The organism is Serpens gallinarum, from assembly GCF_014836765.1.
Lineage (GTDB): Bacteria > Pseudomonadota > Gammaproteobacteria > Pseudomonadales > Pseudomonadaceae > Serpens > Serpens gallinarum.
In genome coordinates, this window is sequence record NZ_JACSQG010000001.1 from 226,730 (window position 1) to 244,795 (window position 18,066).

At 60.5% G+C, this 18,066-nt stretch carries 13 protein-coding genes and 1 tRNA gene; 5 read left to right on the forward strand and 9 right to left on the reverse strand.

Annotation, left to right across the window (positions count from 1 at the left end; genetic code table 11):
* The first annotated feature begins 20 nt into the window (after positions 1-20).
* From H9642_RS01075 to H9642_RS01085, 3 genes are all read left to right on the forward strand, one after another.
* Positions 21-1,133: a sugar diacid recognition domain-containing protein gene (locus H9642_RS01075; protein WP_251834564.1), complete on the forward strand. Its 1,113-nt coding sequence runs from the start codon at positions 21-23 to the stop codon at positions 1,131-1,133.
* A gap of 189 nt (positions 1,134-1,322) precedes the next feature.
* Positions 1,323-2,681 carry a GntP family permease gene (locus H9642_RS01080; protein ID WP_251834565.1) on the forward strand — a complete coding sequence of 453 codons (1,359 nt, stop codon included), beginning with the start codon at positions 1,323-1,325 and terminating at the stop codon, positions 2,679-2,681.
* 150 nt (positions 2,682-2,831) lie between these two features.
* Positions 2,832-3,968, forward strand: a complete 1,137-nt coding sequence (locus H9642_RS01085; RefSeq protein ID WP_251834566.1) for a glycerate kinase — start codon at positions 2,832-2,834, stop codon at positions 3,966-3,968.
* Positions 3,969-4,026: 58 nt separating this feature from the next.
* Here the strand turns inward: H9642_RS01085 and H9642_RS01090 are convergent, their stop codons facing one another.
* On the reverse strand, positions 4,027-4,536 hold the full coding sequence (locus H9642_RS01090; protein WP_251834567.1) for a ferritin-like domain-containing protein: 510 nt from the start codon (positions 4,534-4,536) through the stop codon (positions 4,027-4,029).
* Positions 4,537-4,952: 416 nt separating this feature from the next.
* On the opposite strand from H9642_RS01090, the gene H9642_RS01095 reads away from it, so the two are divergent.
* The gene (locus tag H9642_RS01095) at positions 4,953-8,762 is read left to right on the forward strand and encodes a DUF3427 domain-containing protein (protein WP_251834568.1); all 3,810 of its coding nucleotides are present in this window, start codon (positions 4,953-4,955) and stop codon (positions 8,760-8,762) included.
* A gap of 125 nt (positions 8,763-8,887) precedes the next feature.
* Here H9642_RS01095 and H9642_RS01100 read toward each other — a convergent pair.
* The 7 genes from H9642_RS01100 to H9642_RS01130 all read right to left on the reverse strand — a co-directional run bounded on the left by H9642_RS01100 (position 8,888) and on the right by H9642_RS01130 (position 14,404).
* Positions 8,888-8,963: transfer RNA gene (locus H9642_RS01100), tRNA-Thr, on the reverse strand.
* A 294-nt stretch (positions 8,964-9,257) separates the two neighbouring features.
* A complete protein-coding gene (locus H9642_RS01105; RefSeq protein WP_251834569.1) occupies positions 9,258-10,448 on the reverse strand; it encodes a methyltransferase in 1,191 nt (396 codons plus the stop codon).
* Between the two features lie 98 nt (positions 10,449-10,546).
* A complete protein-coding gene (locus H9642_RS01110) occupies positions 10,547-11,299 on the reverse strand; it encodes an ABC transporter substrate-binding protein (protein WP_251834570.1) in 753 nt (250 codons plus the stop codon).
* A gap of 130 nt (positions 11,300-11,429) precedes the next feature.
* On the reverse strand, positions 11,430-12,122 hold the full coding sequence (locus H9642_RS01115; RefSeq protein ID WP_251834571.1) for an ABC transporter permease: 693 nt from the start codon (positions 12,120-12,122) through the stop codon (positions 11,430-11,432).
* On the reverse strand, positions 12,119-12,811 hold the full coding sequence (locus tag H9642_RS01120) for an ABC transporter permease (protein WP_251834572.1): 693 nt from the start codon (positions 12,809-12,811) through the stop codon (positions 12,119-12,121). Before H9642_RS01120 ends, H9642_RS01115 begins: the two co-directional genes overlap by 4 nt.
* A gap of 51 nt (positions 12,812-12,862) precedes the next feature.
* Positions 12,863-13,618, reverse strand: coding sequence for an ABC transporter substrate-binding protein (locus tag H9642_RS01125; RefSeq protein ID WP_251834573.1), 756 nt, complete (start codon positions 13,616-13,618; stop codon positions 12,863-12,865).
* 12 nt (positions 13,619-13,630) lie between these two features.
* Positions 13,631-14,404 carry an ABC transporter ATP-binding protein gene (locus H9642_RS01130; RefSeq protein WP_251834574.1) on the reverse strand — a complete coding sequence of 258 codons (774 nt, stop codon included), beginning with the start codon at positions 14,402-14,404 and terminating at the stop codon, positions 13,631-13,633.
* Positions 14,405-14,850: 446 nt separating this feature from the next.
* Here H9642_RS01130 and H9642_RS01135 point away from each other — a divergent pair, with 446 nt between their 5' ends.
* Positions 14,851-17,388: a putative bifunctional diguanylate cyclase/phosphodiesterase gene (locus tag H9642_RS01135; protein ID WP_251834575.1), complete on the forward strand. Its 2,538-nt coding sequence runs from the start codon at positions 14,851-14,853 to the stop codon at positions 17,386-17,388.
* A 15-nt stretch (positions 17,389-17,403) separates the two neighbouring features.
* On the opposite strand, the gene H9642_RS01140 is transcribed toward H9642_RS01135, so the two are convergent.
* Positions 17,404-17,838: a CBS domain-containing protein gene (locus tag H9642_RS01140; protein WP_251834576.1), complete on the reverse strand. Its 435-nt coding sequence runs from the start codon at positions 17,836-17,838 to the stop codon at positions 17,404-17,406.
* Between the last annotated feature and the right edge of the window lie 228 nt (positions 17,839-18,066).

Below are 18,066 nucleotides of genomic sequence, written 5' to 3' on the forward strand. Positions count from 1 at the left end.
CCAACCCCTGGGGGCACGATGTGATTGAACTCGATTCAGCCCTGGCGCAGCGCATCGTCGATCGCGCCATGGCCATCCTGCCGTACAACATCAATGTCATGGATGCCCAGGGCATGATCATCGGCAGCGGTGACCGTGCGCGCCTGCACACTCGCCATGAGGGCGCGCAGCTGGTGCTGGCCAATCGGCGCGTGGTGGAGATTGATGAACAGGCGGCAGCGTGCCTGCGCGGGGTCAAACCCGGCGTCAACCTGCCGCTGCTGCATGCGGACCAGTTGATTGGCGTGCTGGGCATTACCGGCGCGCCCGACGTGGTGAGGCCCTATGCCGAGCTGGTGCGCATGGCGGCCGAAATGCTGGTCGAGCACCAGGTGCTGCAAAGCGACCGGCATTGGCAACAGCAACAGCGCGAAACCTGGGCGCGTCAGTTGCTCGATCCGCAGCAGAGCCTGGCCACGCTGGCGGCGGAGGCCGAGCACCTGGGGTTGAAGCTGACCTGGCCCTGCCAGCTGTGTTTGCTACAGGTGCAAGGGGTGGGCGATCCCGTGTCCCATCAGGCCCGGCTGGTGGCGGGAATGGAGGGCAAAAGTGGGCAGGTACTGGCGCCGCTGAGCGCCGATGAGCTGCTCTGGTGTCGTCCTTACAAAGCCGGGCGCGACGACCAGGCCTGGCTGGAAATGGCCGACGCGCAGCACTGGGGCGTGCGCCGTCTGGTGGTCAGCGATGTCTTGCCCGATCTGCACGCAGCGCGTCAGGCCAGCCAGGTACTGCGCGATGTGCTGGCCTATGGGCAGGCACGATTCCCGGAACGACGTCTGTTGCACCTGGATGCGCTGCGCTTGCCCACGCTGTTGTATGCCCAACGGCACAGCTGGCTGTTGCAGGGCTGGCTGGCGCCTTTGCGTCAGGTGTTGGCGCAGGACAGCCAGGGTGTGTTGCGCGCCACACTGGAGGCCTGGTGCGCCCATGACGGGCAGATTCAGGCCTGTGCCCAGGCGTTGGGTATTCACCGCAACACCTTGCGCTATCGTCTGGAGCGCATCGGCGAACTCAGTGGCCTGGAGTTGAGTCGACTGGATCAGCGCCTGCAGCTTTATATCGGTTTAGGGCTGCTGACCGAGAACTCGCCTTGACTTGATTGTGCGACTGCACAAAAAACACTGTCATCCGTAGGGTTTTTGCGTCCCGTTGCACAAGGCGCTCAGGTCTGCGTCTGGGTCAAAATGATGTAGTGCCATTCGGCATTGGCTACAACGCCGCGGTGTGGGCGTAAGAGGGCGCCGCAGCGTTCCGCTCAAAAAACAACAACGAGGAAACTGGCCATGGGTCTGGTTCTTATTCTGGTGGCACTGATCGTCTTCATCGTGCTGGCCACCACACGCTTGAAATTGCATCCCTTCCTGGCGCTGCTAGCTGCCGCGTTTATCGCCGGCTTTGCCTATCAACTGCCAAGTGCTGAAATCGTCAAGAACATCGCCGGCGGTTTCGGCGGCATTCTCGGTTACATCGGCATCGTCATTGCGCTGGGCACCATCATCGGGGTGATCCTGGAGCGCAGTGGTGCGGCGATCACCATGGCGGAAACGGTGATCAAGCTGCTCGGCGAGCGGTTCCCCACGCTGACCATGTCGATCATCGGCTACCTGGTGTCGATCCCGGTGTTCTGCGACTCCGGCTACGTGATCCTCAATTCGCTGAAAAATGCCTTGGCCACGCGCATGAAAGTGTCAGTGGTGGCCATGAGCGTGGCGCTCGCCACGGGCCTGTATGCGACCCACACTTTCGTGCCGCCGACGCCCGGCCCGATTGCCGCGGCCGGCAACCTGGGGCTGGAATCCAGCCTGGGCCTGGTGATTGCCGTGGGCCTGGTGGTGGCGCTGGTCACCGCGCTGGCGGGCATGCTGTGGGCCAACCGCTTCATCGGTAAGGACTACGCCCTGGAAGATGACGGTCTGGCCCATGACGACGCGCAGGACTTTGCCGCGCTGCGCGCCAAGTACGGCACTTTGCCGTCGGCGGCCCAAGCCTTCGCGCCGATTTTCGTGCCGATTCTGTTGATCTGCCTGGGCTCGGTGGCGGTATTCCCCAGCAAGCCGCTGGGCGATGGCCTGGTGTTGGACGTCCTCAGCTTCCTCGGTCAGCCGATAGTGGCCCTGCTGGTCGGCCTGGCGCTGGCCTGCACGCTGCTGAAAAGCGCCGACAAGCGTAAAGAGTTTCACGACCATGTCGCCGAGGGTCTGCTGCAGGCCGCGCCGATTCTGCTGATTACCGGTGCCGGCGGTGCGTTTGGCGCGGTGCTCAAGGTCACACCGCTGGGCGATTACCTCGGCCAGACGCTGTCGGCCCTGGGCATCGGTCTGCTGATGCCGTTCGTGGTCGCTGCCGCACTGAAAACCGCCCAGGGTTCGACCACCGTAGCGCTGGTCACCACCTCGGCGCTGGTGGCGCCGCTGCTGACGCAGTTGGGCCTGGACAGCGAAATGGGCCGGGTGCTCACTGTCATGGCCATTGGCGCCGGCGCGATGACCGTCTCCCATGCCAATGACAGCTTCTTCTGGGTGGTCACCCAATTCAGCCGCATGCCGGTGGCGTTGGCCTACCGCGCCCAGACCATGGCCACCCTGATTCAGGGCCTGGCGGGCATCATCACCGTATGGCTGCTGAGCCTGGTGTTGCTGTAACAGGCCGTTCCGGTCTGCGCAGCGGGGTTTAGGAGAAGCCGAAATACGTCATGCTTGAACGTATTTCGGCTCTTTCGTTTGTGTACTGCGCGTTACCACCGCGGGGTAGTTTTTTATCGGCGGCGTGCCACGCCGCTTTTGAGGTTGGATATGAAAATCGTCATTGCTCCGGATTCTTTCAAAGAGAGTCTCAGTGCGCCCCAGGTGGCTGCTGCAATTGCCCAGGGCTGGACGGCCATCTATCCAGAGGCCGAATGCCTGTTGCGGCCCATGGCCGATGGCGGTGAAGGCACCGTGGACGCGTTGCTGGCGGCCACGGGCGGGGAGCGCCGCGAGTGCTCAGTACAGGGGCCATTGGGCACGCCTGTGGCCGCCCACTGGGGCTTGCTCGCGGACGGCACCGCAGTGATTGAAATGGCCGCCGCCAGTGGCCTGCACTGGGTGCCGCTCGCACAGCGCAACGTGTTGCAGGCCTGCAGCTACGGCACGGGCGAACTGATCGTTCAAGCGCTGGACGCCGGCGCGCGCCGGATCATTCTGGGCCTGGGCGGCAGTGCCACCAACGATGGCGGCAGCGGACTGCTGCGTGCACTGGGCGTGCGCTTTCTCGATGACCAGGGACAGTTATTGGCCCCGGGTGGCGCCGCCTTGGCGCAGCTGGCGCAGATTGATGTGTCGGGTCTGGATGCTCGCTTGCAGCAGGTTCAGGTGCAGGTGGCAGCGGATGTCGACAACCCGCTGTGCGGCCCGCGCGGCGCCTCGGCGGTGTTCGGCCCGCAAAAAGGCGCCAGCGCCGCTGAGGTCGAGCAGTTGGACGCGGCGCTGGCCCACTATGCGCAAATCATGGCGCGAACCCTGGGTGAAGACCATGCGCAGGTTCCCGGTGTCGGAGCCGCAGGCGGCTTGGGCTTTGCCGCGCGCGCGGTTCTCAAGGCCGGTTTTCGCCCGGGCATCGAGGTCGTTGCCGAACTGTCCGGCCTGGCTGAGGCGGTGCAGGGCGCGGATTTGGTTATCACCGGCGAAGGCCGTCTGGACGCACAGACCCTGCACGGGAAAACCCCTCTGGGCGTGGCTCGCATCGCCGCCGCCGCCGGTGTACCGGTGATCGCCCTGGCCGGCAGTTTGGGTGAGGGCTATCAGCGCTTGTATGACGAGGGTATCGCCGCTGCGTTCAGCCTCACCCCCGGCCCGGTCAGCCTGGAGCAAGCCTGCGCCGAAGCGACGGACCTTCTGCGAAACCGCGCGACCGATATCGCCCGCTTGTGGCGTCTGGCACGAGGAAAATGAGGAAAACGTGCTGCCAATAAAAAACCGCGCCGACATGCGCCGGCGCGGTTAGCCGTTATCACCGCTTCGCTTCTGTATCCGGCGCGGCGGAGCGGGCCAGAAACGCCCTGGTCAGTTCCGGCAGGTGCTCGCGCAGCCAATCGGCCATGGCGATTTCCTGGGGCAGGATCGTTTCGCACGCGCGCTGGGTTTCGATGTCCCCGGCCGCTTTGGCGGCTTCGATCAGCACGGTGTAGGAAGCGATCTCCATGTTCTCGAACACGTAGCCACTCATGGCGCCTTTCACCACTTCGTCACTCATGGCCATACCGCTCACAGCCTGACCGAACGCCATGAGCTTGGCTGAGATGTCCTTGATGGTGGAGGGGCTGCTGCCCAGACGCTGCAAGCAGCTTTCCAGCAACGCCCGCTGCTGGTGGGTTTCCTCAAGGTGCTGTTCGATACGAATGCGTAAGTCCGGATAGTGCTCCAACCGCTCGGCCTGCGAGCTGAGCATCTTCTCCGCCTGCTGCTCCATTGCATGCGCATCGCGCAACCAGTCGAGGAGGTTGTCTTGTGCGGTTGCCATCGTCTCGCTCCTTTCTAGTGGAGGGGGTGATAGTTGTGAGCCTGTGCGGGTTTCTGTGTTCAGGGGAGGAGACGGATGGCTAGTGATCAACTGACGAGCTTTGGACATACACCCGGAGGCCATGACAATACGGCTAGCTGTTATAGGCGCGGATTTTTCCGAGATCAGACAACATCGTGCGAGGGGTAAAGTGCGGTCAATCGCCTCCTTACAATTCGTATTGGGGTGGTTCGATGCTTATGTGCGTTTAAATAGCACATCGACCTTTACCCTCGTATAAGGACGCGCATAAGGTGGCGATCTCATGGCAGATCGTGACACCCAAGGATGATTTTTCGCGTCAACCTTCTACTACTCTGCCATCCCTTAAAGCTGCAGGTTAATAACCTGGCAGCACTGATTTCGGAGTGTGTTAGGTGAGCTGTACCGAGGCCTACTACAACCGCCATGCCCAGCAATTCGTCGATGACACGCTGCGTGTCGACATGCGGGCGCTTTACGCGCCCTTTCTCGCGGAGCTGCCGAATAATGTCCATATCCTAGATGCCGGTTGCGGCTCAGGCCGCGATGCTCTGGCATTTCAGAAGCTGGGATATCAAGTCAGCGCTTTCGACGCCAGCGAACCACTGGCCGGCCATGCCAGCCAGCTGCTGGGCATTAGCGTTCCGGTAAAACGCTTTGATGAAGTGGACGAGCGTGAGCGTTATGACGGCATCTGGGCATGCGCCAGCCTGCTGCATGTAACCGAACAACAACTCCCAGATGCCTTCGAGCGGCTATGGCGAGCGCTGAAACCCGGCGGGGTGTTGTATTGCAGCTTCAAGCTGGGGCAGGGCGAGCGGCAACACCATGATCGGCACTTCACCGACGCGGACGAAACGCGCATTGGTCTTTGGACCCAGACGCTTCCTGGTATAAGCCGCACGACCTGTTGGCTGACTCAAGACCAACGGCCGGGTAGGAATGAGCAATGGCTGAATGTTTTGCTGCACAAGGCATCTAGCAAGCTGGTGACTGGCGGCGACGACAGCCCTTTCCTGCCGCACCTGTGCGCCGCCATCCACCAAGCGCACCGGGTCGACATGGCGGTGGCTTTCATCAAAGTCACTGGCCTTCGCCTGTTGTTGCCAGACTTGCTGGAGTCTCTGCAGCGCAACGAGGCGGCGTTGCCAGCCGCGCAAGTACGCATCCTGACCAGCGATTATCTGGACGTGACCGATCCAGAGGCGCTGCGCTTGCTGATGCTACTGGCTGAGCAGGGCGCCCAGGTGCGCGTCTACGAAAGCGGCGGTAGCAGCTTTCACCTCAAGGCTTATTTGTTCGGCGGGCAGGATTGGGGCCGAGCCTTTATTGGCTCCAGCAATATCAGCCGGCAAGCGCTACAGCAGGGTCTGGAATGGAACTATCGAATCAACTACCCCGGCGATGACGGCTATCTGGAAGCCTGCCGGCGTTTCGATGAATTATTCGAGCATCCCCGCTGCACCGCGTTGAACGATGCCTGGATAGATGCCTATGAGCAGCGGCGTATTAAACCTGTTCAGCAGCTTGAGCCGGGCAGTACAGAAAGCGAGCCGCCCCCAATGCCCAGCAAAATCCAACAAGAAGCGCTGCACGCCCTGAGCGCCACGCGAGTGCAGGGTTATATGCGCGGCTTGGTGGTGCTGGCCACCGGTCTGGGTAAAACCTGGCTGGCCGCCTTCGACGTTAAGCAAATGGGCGCACGCCGCGTGCTGTTCGTGGCCCACCGTGAGGAAATCCTGAATCAAGCGGCGGCAACTTTTACTCGTATCCAGCCCTCGGCACGTGTCGGGTTCTATCGTGGCCAGCAACGTGACAGTCAGGTCGACGTCCTTTGCGCATCGGTGCAAACGCTCGGGAAGGTTGAACACCTGGAGCGCTTCAAACCTCAGCACTTCGATTACATCGTGGTCGACGAATTTCATCATGCATCGGCGCCGACCTATCACCGCCTGCTACAGCATTTCGCGCCCGCGTTCCTGCTCGGCCTGACGGCGACGCCGGACCGCACCGACAACGCCAACATCCTCGCTCTTTGCGACAACAACTTGGTCTACGAGAGCGACCTGTTTTGCGGCGTGAGCGAAAAGCTGCTCGTACCGTTCCACTACTACGGCATCTTCGACAGCGACGTGGATTACCAAGGCATCCCGTGGCGCAACGGCCGCTTCGACCCCGAGCTGTTGGCCAACAAACTGGCCACCCTCGGTCGCGCCCGCCATGCGTTGAGCAATTGGCGGCTGCATGGGCAAACGCGCACTTTGGCGTTCTGTGTCTCCACTCGCCACGCCGATTACATGGCCGAACATTTTCGTAAAGAAGGCGTCCGTGCAGCGGCGGTATATGCGGACTCGCAGTTATCGCGGGGCGAGGCGCTGGAACAACTACGCGCCGGAGAATTGCAGGTGCTGTTTTCCGTCGACCTGTTCAACGAAGGCGTCGACCTGCCGGTTATCGATACGGTGATGATGCTGCGCCCCACCGAGTCGAAAATCCTCTTTCTCCAACAACTCGGCCGCGGTCTGCGCAAGGCCGACGGCAAGGACAAGCTGGTGGTGCTGGACTTCGTCGCCAATCATCAGAGCTTTTTGCACAAGCCGATGGCGTTATTGAATCAAAGCATGAACCGTCGGCAACTGGCTGAGCTCGCCCGGCAAGCGGAACAGGGCCAACTGGAGTTGCCGGAAGGCTGCTTCGTCAATTTTGACCTGCGCTTTATCGACTTCCTCAAGTCGCTGGACAGCGACAGCGTGCAGACCGACTACCACAGCCTGCGCGACACGCTGGGCCGTCGGCCGAGCCTGACCGAGTTCTATCGTTCGGGCGCCAGTTTGCAGGACATGCGTCGTCAGTTCGGCCATTGGTTCGCCCTGATGACCACCGAGGAAAGCGAACTGCCGGAGGTGCAGCGCACCATCATCGGCAAGCATGGCGACTTCCTGCGCGAGCTAGAAACCACCGCCATGACCAAGAGCTACAAGATGGTCTTGCTGGAGGCATTTCTGGAACTGGATGGCTGGCGCGAGGCGGTCAGCCTGGAGCGACTGGCTGAACGTTCCTGGCTAGTTCTGCAACGCCGCCGTCCGCTGCTCGGTGATCTTCCCGATGACTATCAAGACATGAGTCAGATGCCTGGCGATTGGCTGAGCTATTGGAAGAAAAATCCAATCAGCGCCTGGGGCGGTGGCCGCTACTTTAGCGTTGAAGAGGGGCTGTTTATCGGCAATGTTCCGGTTGAGGAGCAGGCAATAGCGCCGTTGAGCGAGCTGGTACAGGAACTGGTGGATTACCGTCTGACTACCTACGCGGCTCGCTCCAGCCTGCCGAGCGCCACGGTACATCCGTTGCCGAGCCGGACGGAACAGGTGGAGCTGGCCTATTTCCCTAGCCTGAAAATCGCCTGCGGCCACTTCCGTACCAGCCATGCCGATTACGAGGAATACCGCTCGCTCGGTCGGAATTACGGCAATCTTGATCCCGCCCGCCACTTTCTCGCCCGCGCATCTGGCAATTCCATGAACGGCGGCAAGCAGCCGATCAAGGACGGCGATTACCTATTGCTGGAGGTCATCAATAGTGAAAGCGCCGGCAAGACTACCGGCGACGTTATGGCCATCGAGCGCCAGGACGAAACCGGCGATAACCAATACCTGCTGCGTAAGGTGCTCAAAGATCCCAACGGCCAAAATCGCCTGCGCGCCCATAACCCCGACTACGCCGACATCCTGGTCAGTGACGAACTGCGAGAGCAATTCCGCACCTTCGCACGCCTCAAAGCGATCATCGACCCGCTGCAAATGCAGGTTGGCCAACGCTTTATGCGCGAAGAAATCCCACCGCTGTTTGGCACCGAGTTCAATGCCGGCAGTTGGAACAGCGGGCACGTGGTGATAACGGAGCGCAATGCGCATGTCTTGTTGGTGACGCTAAACAAACAAGGCAAAGCCGAAGACCTGCGCTACCAAGACCACTGGATAGATGAGCAACACTTTCACTGGCAAACGCAGAACCAGACGGCACCCGATAACAAACGCGGCAAGGAAATCATCAATCACAAAGCGCTGGGCATTGTTCTGCATCTCTTCGTGCGCGAGAACAGGCTGGAAAACGGCAAGGCTGCGCCCTTCCGCTACTACGGGCAGGTGAGTTATCAGAGCCACAGCGGAAGTAAGCCGATGAGTGTGAGTTTCGAGCTGCAGCCGTAGTCCGTATCCCTATCATATGCAGGCGGGTCGGTCTAACACTCGCCCCAACGGGATGCAGAACGGGATGCAGATTCCCCAAAACGAAAAAGGCCCACCGTGCGGTGAGCCTAAGTCGTTGTTTTGTATGGTGCCGGCACCAAGAGTCGAACTCGGGACCTACTGATTACAAGTCAGTTGCTCTACCAGCTGAGCTATACCGGCGTAATGGAGGCGCATTATAACGATTGGGCCTGCGCTGTAAACCGTTGAATGGGCTTTTCGGTCTCGTTGGGTAGAAAATGGTTTGCGGTTATTCACAATCGGAATTGAACGTCGAGCTTTTTGAGAAAAAATCTGTGATTGGCTCGACGAAATGCTCAACCTGCTGTTTTAACTGACTTTATTGCCGTTGGTTGAAAATAGGCCAACTATTCAGAAGGCCCGGTTTTCGGGCTTTAGCGCTGCTTTTCCAAACATTGCGCACAGAGTTATCCACAGGTTCTGTGGGTATCTCACTCAGCGTTCGGCAATAAGTAGCAGGTTGCGCGGTGTCAGTTCGCTAGGGCAAAAGTGGCCCAGACGGACCTGAAAACCCTGTTCCTCCAGAAACAGGGCACGATCCAGCACCAGCCAGAGCTCCAGCGGGCGACGGAACAGGCCGCGCACCAGTTCCAGGTTGCGTACTTCGGCCAGGCGCTGCCAGCCCGCGGCTTCCAGGGCCGGCCAGTCTTGCTCGCCTGGATCGGGCAGATTTTTGAGGGCGGCCAGCTCACGGCAGTAATCGGCGCAGCTCTTGTTCAGCCAGCCAGCGGGCAGCGAGGGGGTGTTGAGGTACTCGTCGATATTACGCAACTGACGTTGCAGCAGGTCGAAGCTCAGGCGGCGGGCCATGGACAGATCACGCTGGCGGCGCACCCGGGCGCCGGCAGTGACGGTTTCGCTCAGCGGTAGGCCGAGTTCGTCGCGGCTCAGCCGCAACGTCGAAGTGTGGCCGGCGGTGGAAAGCGGTTGATAGCTGTCGTCGGCGATACGGTTGTAGCAGCAGGGAGCGATTGCCAGTTGCCGACAACCTTGCCTGACGGCCAGCTGCAGCAGGCGCACGTGCAAATCACCGCACGCATGCAGGGCCACGGGCGTGATGCTGGGGCCGAGGTGGCGGGCGGCGTCCTCGGCCATGACATCCTGATGCAGATGCCGGGCCATGGGCAGGCTGCGCCTGGCCAATAGCTGACCCGCGCTCACCAATGCTTCGTCCCGTTCCAGGCAGGTGAGGGCGGTGCCGTTGCTCGCCAAGTGATGACCGAGATGGCCCTTGCCGGCGCACCAGTCGAGCCAATGTTGAGGTGCCTGGTCGAATTGCAGGTGATCGCAGAACGCTTGGATCTGTTGCCATTTACGCCCGGGCACGGCAACGGGTTCGGCATGGTCTTGTGGCGGTGCGCAGAACAAGGTTTCGACCTGGCTGAGCGCCAATGCCTCGGCGGCCAAGGCGGGAAACGGCGCGGGTGCTTCTCTGAGCAGGGCTGGCTGATGATGTGCAGTTTCGGCGTCGGCCAGGCTGCGTCGGCGTAGCCAGTGGCCTAGTTCAGGGTGCTGATGTTCCCAGGGCAGGTGCCGGTGGGTGAAAGGGCGCGGGCGCCACAGGTCCTGATGACGGAGCAGAAAGCTGTTCAGGGACCGGAAGTGTGCGGCAAGGCGGGAAGGCATGAATGTACCGGTGGGCGTAGCGTCCGGGCGTCGGCGCAGGTGCCTGATAAAAAGCGACGGCGCCCGGCTGGCTGGCAGCCGGGCGCCGTCTGTTCGGATCAATAAATGCTGAAGGGGAAATACTTGTCGTTGATCTTCTTGTAGGTGCCGTCAGCGACAATTGCGGCCAGTGCCTTGTTCAGGCGCTCACGCAGCTCATCGTCGCCCTTGCGCACGGCAATACCGATCTTGTCGTTGTCGAACACCGGCTCGCCCTTGAACTCGAAGTTCTTGCCGGCATCGCTCTTGAGCCATTCCCACTGAACGAAGGTATCGGCAAGGATGCCATCGATGCGACCGGAAGACAGGTCCAGATAGGCGTTTTCCTGGGTGTCGTAGAGCTTGATCTCGATGCTGTTGCCCAGGTTGTCGTCCAGCCAAGAGCCGGCGATGGTAGCGCGCTGGGCACCGATCACCTTGCCCTTGAGGCTGTCTTTGTCAGTCTTGAAATTGGCCGACTTGGGTGCCACGAATTGCAGCTTGTTGGTGTAATAGGGGTTGGTGAAGTCAACGGCCTGCTGGCGCTCCTCGGTGATCGACATGGAGGCGATCAGCATGTCGAACTTACCGGAGTTGAGGGCCGGGATGATACCGTCCCAGTCCGAGGTGACCACGTTGCATTCGACTTTCATCTCGGCGCACAGCGCTTGGCCGATTTCGACGTCGAAACCAACGACTTGTCCGCTGGCGTCTATCAGGTTGAACGGGGGGTAGGCACCTTCGGTACCGATGGTCAGCTTTTCGGCAGCAAAACTGCTGCTGGCAAACACGAGTGCAGCGGCAGTCAGCAGGAGTTTCTTGTAGTTCTTCATGGAGTGTTGCTCCCTTTTCTTGGCAGTGGCTGGACATGCAGTGTTTAGAATAGGTCGGCCGGGAGGTTTAATTCCCGGCCGCAGTACCGATATCAGGCATTTTTCATACCAGGGCGACGCGTGGGTTGTATCAACGGCCTTGCTGGGTAGCATCGACCCGCAGCCAGCGCTCCAGCAATTTGAAGCCCTGCATCAAGATGAAGGCGATCAGTAAGTAGATCAGGCCGGCTGTCAGAAACATTTCCTCATGCAAATAGGTGCGGGCGGCGACCTTGCGCGCCATACCCGTCAGTTCCAGCAGGGTGATGGTGCTGGCCAAGGCGCTGGCCTTGAGCATCAGAATCACCTCGTTGCTGTAGGCCGGCATGCCGATGCGTGCTGCGCGCGGCAGGACGATATGCCACATGGTCTGGCGACGGGACATGCCCAGCGCCCGGGCCGCTTCGATTTCGCCCGGTGGCACCGCCTGGATGGCGCCGCGGATGATCTCGGCGATATAGGCCGCCGTGTGTAACGTCATGGTGATGATCGCGCACCAATAGGGATCGCGAAGATAGGGCCACAGTGGTCCTTCCCGAACCGCCTCGAACTGCGCCAGGCCGTAGTAGACCAGGAACAGTTGCACCAGCAGCGGAGTGCCGCGGAAAAAGAAGATGTAGCAATAAGGCAGCGCCTGCACCGCCAGATTGCGCGAAGCACGGGCAATGCCCAGCGGCAGGGCGAGGATCAGGCCGGCCACTACGGAAACACCGACCAGTTGCAAGGTCAGCCAGGCGCCGTCGAGGAAGCTTGGCAGCCAACGAATGAAAACGTCCCAGCTCATGCTGCGCTCCTTGCAAAGCCGCGAGCGGCACGTTTTTCCAGGAAGTGCATGCAGGTCATGGCCAGCACGGTCAGGCCCAGGTAGATGAAGGCTGCAACCAGGAAGAAGGTGAAGGGCTCCTTACTGACGCTGACTGCAATCTGCGAGCGGCGCATGATTTCTTCCAAGCCGATCACCGAGACCAGTGCGGTGTCCTTCATCAGGATCATGAACAGGTTGCCCAGGCCCGGCAGGGCGATGCGCCACATTTGCGGCAGCACCAGGCGCCAGAAGATTCGCACCTTGCTCAGGCCCAGGGCCAGCCCGGCTTCCCGGTGACCCTTGGGAATGGCCAGCAGCGCGCCGCGGAATACTTCGGTGGCATAGGCGCCGAAACACAGGCCCAGGGCGATGGTGCCTGCCGCGAACGGGCTCAGAGCAAGGTTCTTGATGCCGAACAGTTCACCGAGGGCGCGCATCACGTCGGTGGTGCCGAAGTAGATCAGCAACACCCAGAGCAGCTCGGGAATGCCGCGCACAATGGTTGAATAGGTGCCGCCGACCCAGCGCAAGGTGGCGTAGGGGGAGGTCTTGGCCAGGGCGCCGAGCAGGCCGAGTATCAGGCCGAGGGCCAGGGAGGCCAGGGCCAGTTGGATGGTCATCCAGGTCCCGGCAACAAGGGCCGGGCCGAATCCGTGCAAATCGATCATGTGAGCTCGTGCGCCGCCGCCCGGCAAAGAACCAGGCGGCGGTCTGGCTGATTAGTAAATGCTGAAGGGGAAGTACTTGGCATTGATTTTTTCATAGGTGCCATCGGCGAGGATTTCCGCCAGCGCCTTGTTCAGCCGCTCGCGCAGTTCGTCATCGTTCTTGCGCACGCCAATGGCGATCTTGTCGTCGTCGAAGACCGGTTCACCCTTGAATTCGAAATCCTTGCCGGCCGGACTGTTCAGCCATTCCCACTGGGCGTATTTGTCGAACAGCATGGCGTCGATGCGGCCGGTCGACAGGTCCAGGTAGGCGTTTTCCTGGGTGTCGTAGAGTTTGATGTCGATCACGTCTTCCAGGTGGTCTTCCAGCCAGATGCCGGCGATGGTCGCGCGCTGTGCGCCGATCACCTTGCCCTTGAGGCTGTCTTTGTCAGTCTTGAAGTCCACCGACTTGGGCGCCACGAACTGCAGCTTGTTGGTGTAGTAGGGGTCGGTGAAGGAAATGGCCTGCTTGCGCTCCTCGGTCACCGACATGGAGGCGGCGAGCATGTCGAACTTGCCGGAGTTGAGCGCCGGGATCAGACCGTCCCAGTCGAACAGTACCACCTCGCACTCAACCTTCATCTTCGCGCACAGCGCCTGGGCAATATCGATGTCGAAGCCGACGACCTCGCCCTTGGGGCTGATCATCGTGAAGGGCGGCAGGGCGCCTTCGGTACCGATCTTGAGCTTCTCGGCCGCGAAAGCCTGGGTACCGAAGAACAGGGAAAAGACAGCACCCAACACAAATGTCTTGATGTGTTCCATGTGATTACTCCCTCAGCGGTTGCTGGACATGAATTGTTTGCAGCGTGCCGAACGGGGGTTGTCGAATACCTGCTCGGGTGTGCCCTGTTCTTCGACCAGGCCCTGATGGAGAAACACCACCTCGCTGGAAACCTGTTTGGCGAAATTCATTTCGTGGGTGACCAGCAGCATGGTGCGACCTTCTTCGGCCAGGGCGCGGATCACGTTAAGCACTTCCTGGACCATTTCCGGGTCCAGCGCCGAGGTTGGCTCATCGAACAGGATGACCTTTGGCTGCATCGCCAGCGTGCGGGCGATGGCAGCGCGTTGCTGCTGGCCGCCGGACAGCTGATTGGGATACACGTGGCGCTTGTCGGCAATGCCGACCTTGGCCAGCAGGGCTTCGGCCGCCTCGATGGCCTCGGCCTTGCTCTGGCCGAGCACGCGGCGCGGGGCTTCGATGATGTTGTCGAGCACGCTCATGTGCGGCCAGAGGTTGAAGTTCTGGAACACAAATCCGAGCTTGCTGCGCATCCGGTTGATCTGTGCGGCATCGGCCGCAACCAGTTCGCCACTCTTGCCCTGCTTGAGCTTGAGCTGTTCGCCGGCAACCAGGATTTCCCCTTCGTTGGGGTTTTCCAACAGGTTGATGCAGCGCAAGAAAGTGGATTTTCCGGAGCCGGAGGAGCCGAGAATGGAGATCACATCACCATCGCGAGCGGTGAGGGAAATGCCCTTGAGCACTTCGAGGTCGCCATAGCGCTTGTGCAGGTTGCGGATTTCCAGTGCAGGCGGTGCCTGAACCATACGTTGTCCTCTTTTGTTCTTCATGACGCACAACTGCGGCAACGCTCTCGTCTGCACGCTAGCACAGGGGGCATGGAGCGCCAAGCAAACCGCACGCAGCATCAATAAAGCAAAAAGCCCACCACGAGGTGGGCTTGCGGGTGTCTCAGGGCTCTCGAAATATCCTCTAAATGGAAGGATTTTGTCGGCTTGAGACTCAGGGTGGCGGGATTTTACTGAAAGTGCCGGTCGCGATCTACGCCGCATGGGATTTCGCGACAGAACAATGCGTTCTGGCTCACGGCAGGATGTTATCCGCGACCTTATCAACGCCGCTTCTATAACCGTTTTGTCGGATAGACGCGGGCCAGGTCAGGCGGTCAAATGCAGTGCATCGGTGCTCAGTCCGATGCTGTAAGACTTTGCCTGAAAGTCGCTTTGTTCACGCAATCTAAAAGGATTGGTGCGTGCATCTGTCCCACTTGGTTCACCCCCAACATCGTTTCGCGCTGGTGTTTGCAGCAGGTTTGCTCGGGCTGGCCTTACTCGGCCTGTTGGCGATCCAGTGGGCAGCTGGAATTTTACCTTCGCACAACCCGCATTTTCTGACGTGGCATCAGTGTCTGGAAATCCTTGCCATTCTGGTGGCCGGGCTCATTTTCACGGTGGGCTGGACCACCTATGGCCTGCATCGCCAGCGCAATATCCTGCTGGTGTCCTGTGCCTTTCTGGGTGTGGCCATTGCGGATACGTCGCACATGCTCTCCTACCCGGGCATGCCCAGCTTCTTTACGCCGAGCGATCCGGAAAAGGCCATCAACTTCTGGTTGCTGGCCCGTTACCTGGCTGCGTTGTCCTTGTTGCTGGTGGCCTGCTTTCCCTGGCATCTGGTCGAAGAGCAGCGGCGGCCGTTCCGTGCGCCCTGGCGGCTGCTGGGCCTGTGCGGCGTGCTCGCTGTCGTGGTTCCGGCGCACTGGGTTTTTTTGGTCCATCCACACTGGATGCCGCGCACCTTTATTCCAGGGTTGGGCCTGACACCGATCAAGCAAATTGCCGAATACGGCCTGATCGGCATGCATCTGCTCAGCATGCTTCTGCTGGTACGCCAGCTGCGCGAGCGCAGCAGTTTCAACGTGGCACTGTTATTCGGCGCGCTGGGCCTGATGGTCATGAGTGAGCTGCTGTTCACCCGCTATGCGCAAGTGACCGACCTCTACAATCTGGCCGGTCATGTCTACAAGGTGCTGGCGTACCTGCTGCTGTATCGCGTGATGTTCGTGGGGACCATCCTGGCCCCTTACCGCGCGCTCCACGAAACCCGCGAACACGCCCACGCGGTAATCGATGCCATTCCCGACCTGTTGTTCGAGTTTGATGCCAAAGGGCGGTGCCTGCGCGTACACATTCCCGACAATTACCGGCAAATCGATGATCTGCCCTACATGCTGCACCGCACGCTTGACGAAGCACTGCCGACCGATGCTGCCAACGCATGCCGGTTGGCGCTCAACGAAGCCCGCCTGCAAGGCGTCAGCAATGGCCGTCAGCTGCGCCTGGAGCAGGCCGGTGGCGTGGTGCATTTCGAGCTGTCGGCCGCGCGCATGTACAAGGGTTTTCAGCAGCGCTTTGTGGTGCTGGCGCGGGACATTTCCCAGCGCATCCTCGATCAGCAGCGCATCCAGCAATTGGCCCACTTCGACGCCTTGACCGGTTTGCCCAATCGCACGCTGTTTGCTGCGCGCTTCGCCCAGGCGCTGGAAATTTGCGAACGCAATCAGCAGCCATTGGCTGTGTTGTTCATGGACCTGGACCACTTCAAGCACGTCAATGATCAGCTGGGTCATCAGGTTGGCGATTCGTTGCTGGTGGCCGTGGCCCAGCGCCTGCGAGACTTGTTGCGCGACGAGGACAGCGTGGCCCGCCAGGGTGGCGATGAGTTCATCCTCACCTTGCCCTTTACCAACGCAGAGAGCGCCGCCCAGGTTGCCGTGCGATTACAGGCTCAGCTTGCTCAGCCCATTGAGGTCCAGGGCCATAGCCTGCAGGTCAGCGCCTCGATCGGTATCGCCATGTTTCCTGAGGATGGCCGGGACCAGGACACGTTGTTTCGCCATGCCGACAGCGCTATGTATCGAGTCAAACAGGAAGGGCGCGGTCACCATGCGTTCTTCACAGCCGAGTTGCAGGCGCGCCTGATGCGCGCGCAATTGCTCAGCAACGCCTTGCGCCAGGCCCTGGCGAACGACGAGCTGGAATTGCATTACCAGCCGCAGCTGAACGTGGAGGAGGGGCGCCTGGTGGGTACCGAGGCGCTGCTGCGCTGGCGGCATCCCGTGCTGGGCAACATCGCGCCGACGGAATTCATTCCGGTGGCCGAAAGCACCGGACAGATTGTCGAGATTGGCGCCTGGGTACTGCGCACTGCAATCACCCAGATGAGCCGTTGGTTGGCTGCCGGTTATCCGGCCGAGATGCGCATGGCGGTCAACCTGTCGATGGCCCAGTTTCGTGTGCCGGGGTTGTTCGAGCTGGTGTGTGAGAGCTTGACCGAGAGCGGCTTGCCAGCCAACTGCCTGGAGCTTGAATTGACCGAAAGCCTGACCACACCGGACTCGGTCAGCGTGGGGCGGGAAATGCAGCGGCTGGCCGAGCGGGGCGTACACCTGGCCATCGATGATTTCGGCACAGGCTATTCATCGCTCGGCTATTTGAAGCATCTGCCTGTGCATCGCTTGAAGATCGATCGATCATTCGTGCGCGATTTGCATAACGATGCCAGCGACCAGCGCATCGTGCAGGCCATCCTCGGCATCGCTGATGGCCTGGGGTTGAAGACCATGGCCGAGGGGATCGAAACCCAAGAGCAATTGGCCCTGCTGCGGCGTCTGGGCTGTCAGGAGGTCCAGGGCTATCTGTTCAGCCGGCCATTGCCGGCGGATCAATTCGAGGCATGGGTGCGCAGTACGGATTGGTTGCCGGCGCACCGGCACGCTGAAAACAGCTGATCGAGAGTCGACCGTTCACTCGCCGCGAATATAGCTTTCCAACTGGCGAATCAGGCTTTCCTGCTCGTAAATGGCTTCCTTGACCAAGTCGCCGATCGATAGCATGCCGATCAGCTTGCCATCCTCGACCACGGGCAGGTGGCGCAGGTGGCACTCGGTCATGGTGCTCATGCACGCCTGAATACTCTGGCGGGGCTCGGTGGTGATCACTGGAGCACTCATGATGGCGCTGACCGGGGTGCCCACCGAAGAACGGCCTTGCAGTACTACCTTGCGTGCATAGTCCCGTTCACTGACCACGCCAATCAGTTGACCGTCCTCGACAATCGGCAAGGCGCCGACATTGTGCTCGGCCATGATGCGCAAGGCTTCCAGCACGGTGGTGTGCGGGGCGATGGTATGAACATCGTGGTTCTGCTTGTCCTTGATCATCTGAGCAACGGTCTTCATGCGCTTCTCCGGCAGTGGCGTTTGGACGGCCAGGGGCCGTCTTGATGCAATGGAGGATCGCGGAACTCCCCCGTGTCGAGCAAGAGCGACATTGGATCGATTGAAAAACCGTCAACTGCATGCTTGCCGGACCAGGCGGCAGGCGATGATTTGCCTGGGCAATGAATAAATTGCAGGCAATAAAAAGCCCCAAGCGAATGATCGTCGTTTGGGGCTTTTCGGTATCAG